At 68.3% G+C, this 3,130-nt stretch carries 2 protein-coding genes; one reads left to right on the forward strand and one right to left on the reverse strand.

What is annotated here, in order from left to right; translation table 11 throughout:
* Window positions 1–101: 101 nt before the first annotated feature.
* The gene (locus tag ACFYZB_RS46660; RefSeq protein WP_388768250.1) at window positions 102–851 is read right to left on the reverse strand and encodes a transposase family protein; all 750 of its coding nucleotides are present in this window, start codon (window positions 849–851) and stop codon (window positions 102–104) included.
* A gap of 149 nt (window positions 852–1,000) precedes the next feature.
* Here ACFYZB_RS46660 and ACFYZB_RS46665 point away from each other — a divergent pair, with 149 nt between their 5' ends.
* Window positions 1,001–2,911 (forward strand): IS4 family transposase, encoded by a 1,911-nt coding sequence (locus ACFYZB_RS46665; RefSeq protein WP_388768252.1) that lies wholly within the window; start codon window positions 1,001–1,003, stop codon window positions 2,909–2,911.
* Window positions 2,912–3,130 lie beyond the last annotated feature (219 nt).

Below are 3,130 nucleotides of genomic sequence, written 5' to 3' on the forward strand. Positions count from 1 at the left end.
GCACCTGCGGAGGAAGAAGCGGACGACGATCGCGGACCACGCGGCGCCGCCCGCGCCGGACCTGGTGATGCGCTACTTCACCGCGGACACACTGAGCTCTTTCAGCGCTGCCGCTCCAGGGTGAGGACGGCCGCGGCGATGGACGTCATTCGATTCGGGCTGCACCGGGACCTGCGGAAGATCCGCCACGACTTCAGTCGTGTGACGCCGCGTTCGGCCGGCGCCCGTGCTGTGGACAGCGCCCGGTTGACGCTTTGCTGGGTCGGCGTGAGGTCGCGACCCGGTGGGCGTCTGAGGGGTGTCGTCACCCAGGGGCCGGCTCCCATGTAGGCGCGGTCGGCGAGGATGGGGACGCCCTGGCGTTCGCAGATCCGGATGATCCGGTGGGCGCGGGCCGCAGTGAGATCGTGCGTGCGGCCGGGCAGCGTCGGCGAGATCCACAGCAGGTGTCCGACACGGTCGGTCACCACCTGCACGTTTACCCCGTGTCGGCGGTGCTTGTGGGAGAAGTCGGCCCGGCTGTCGCCGACCCGGTCGCACTCCGCGCGGGTGCCGTCGAGGAGGACGTAGTCCGGGTTGGCCTCGCGCAGGGCGCGTAGCAGGCCGGGTGCACGGGCGGCGAGCAGGTCGATCACCGCGGCCGTGTAGACGTGGGCGGTGCCGACGGAGATGCCGAAGCCGGCCGCGAGCTGGGCGAGGGTGTCGTGCCGGCGCAGGTAGACCAGGCCGACCAGGGCACGCTGGTGCGGTGGGAGCTTGCAGCGGCGGTCACCCTCGCGGGTGACGATGAGCATCGTGACCCACTCGACCAAGGCGTGAGGCAGGTCGAGTGCGGCAGAATACGGAACCAACGCGACTCATGTGCCAATGCCGCGAAGTTAGAGGGGAAGCTGCCCACGTCAAGTGGGTTGGCGATACTGGCGGTTGAGCCGGACGACGCAACGGGACCTCTGGTAGCCAGGAGTGATCCGTCAAGGTCAATCCGAGCGCCGAGGTCCTGTTGCTCCAGCCTGCCACCAGCACTCTCACGCGAACCCTGACCGTCGCCCAGGGCATCTTCGCTCCCGACCATCTCGGCGAGTTGACCAAGTACCTTCCCTTCGAGCTGGTCGACGCTGTGCTGGCCGAGACCGGTGCCGTCCAGCGCCGGTTACGGGTCCTGCCGTCCCGGGTGGGCGTGTATTTCCTGCTCGCGCTCGGCCTGTTCCCACATCTGGGCTACGCGAAGGTCTGGGACAGGCTCGTCGCCGGTCTGGCCGGACTGCCAGTCGCGGTCCCCTCGGAAAAGGCGCTGCGTGACCTGCGGCGTCGTCTGGGACCGGTTCCGCTGAAGGCTCTGTTCGAGGTGATGGCCGGGCCTCTGGCCCAGCCACGTACGCCCGGAGCACGCTACCGGCACTGGCGCACCGTGGCCTTCGACGGCTGCAGCTCGATCAAAGTGCCCGACGCGGAACGCAACCGCAGCTGGTTCGGCCGCGCCAGGGTCCGCCTGGGCTGGGCAGGCTATCCCACGCTGCGGCTGATGGCGCTGGTGGAGACAGGCAGCCGCGGCCTGCTCGGAGCAGCATTCGGCCCCACGTCCGATGGAGAGGCCCACTACGCACGGCAGTTGATGCACCTGCTCGGCCCGCAGTCGCTGGTGCTGGCCGACCGGGGCTTCGACAACGGCAAGCTGCTGGCCGAGTTCGCCGGCACCGGTGCCCAGTTCCTGGTCCGCCTCACCTCCAAGCGCCGCCTGCCCACCACCCACCGGTTGCCCGACGGCTCCTACCTGTCCCGCATCCGCTCGGTGCAGGTAAGGATCATCGAGGCCGACATCACCGCGACCTGCACCGACGGCACCCGCCTGCACGACGGATACCGGCTGGTGACCACCCTGCTGGACCCCGACCAAGACCCCTCCGACACTCTTGTCCGCCTCTATCACGAACGCTGGGAGATCGAATCCGCCTACTACGCCCTGCGCCACACCCTGATGCAAGGCCGGGTGCTGCGCTCCACCGACCCGAGGGGCGTCGAACAGGAGCTGTGGGCCCAGCTCATCCTCTACCAACTCCTGCGCACCGCCATGGTCGACGCCGTCGAGTCCTCGCCCGGAACCGACCTGGACCGGGCCAGCTTCACCATCGCCCTTGAAGCCGCCCGCGACCAGGTCGTGGCCGCCCACGGCGTCCTCGACGAGGACGCCGGTCTCATCGGCCGGATCGGCCAGGCCGTCCTGGCCCACCTCCTGCCCGCCCGCCGCCCGCGAATCAGCTCCCGCAAGGTCAAATCTCCCATCCCGCGCTACGCCAGGACCGACGACAGACGCCCCCTGAACAGCACGAAGATCGCCTCCATCACCATCAGCGTCCACGCCGCCCAACCGACCACGCCCGCCTTCGTCTCCCGCCGCCACCCCTTCCCATCCCTGGCGCCGCACCCGCGCGCCCTACAACCACTGCCCTTGATCGACCGCACCATGGAGCTCTTGAACTCCCGCCCGGGGCGTTACTGGAACGCAACCGACCTCGCGCACGCCCTGGCCGTCAGCAACATCAACAGCTTCCGTGTCCTGCTGGCCCGCTGGGCCAGCCAGGGACACATCGCCAAGACCGGCAGAGGCACCTACACCCTGATCGAGGATCTGGCCGTCCTGCCTCCCCCGCCGACGCCTCCCCGTGTCGATCCGACCCTTTCCCGGTTCGAAGGCACTCTCGCTGTCCTGCAATCCGCACCGGAACACTCCTGGACCGCCAGGGAGATCGCGCCGGCACTCGGCATTACCAACCCCAACGTCTTCGCCACCCAACTGAGCCGCTGGGCACGGAACGGGCGGATCACCAAAACCCGCAGAGGGGCCTACACCCTCCTGCCCGGCGCGCCAAAACCTCTGCCAGAAAGCAAGTTGACCTGCGGAGGAAAGCCTTAACTTCGCGGCATTGACTCATGTGCCTGTGGGTTGAGACTTCGAACACCTCCCCCGGCGGCACGGGAGCCTCGTGCGTTGCGGGCATCGATCCCGTCACCCGATCAGTGGCCACGCTGAAAGAGCTCACTGAACACCAGGTGGTGCGGCGACATCACATACATAGCCGTCGGCACGACGTGGCTCTACCTCGCCACAGTGATCGACATCTACTCGAGAAAG

The sequence above is a fragment of the Streptomyces sp. NPDC001852 genome (assembly GCF_042891825.1).
Lineage (GTDB): Bacteria > Actinomycetota > Actinomycetes > Streptomycetales > Streptomycetaceae > Streptomyces.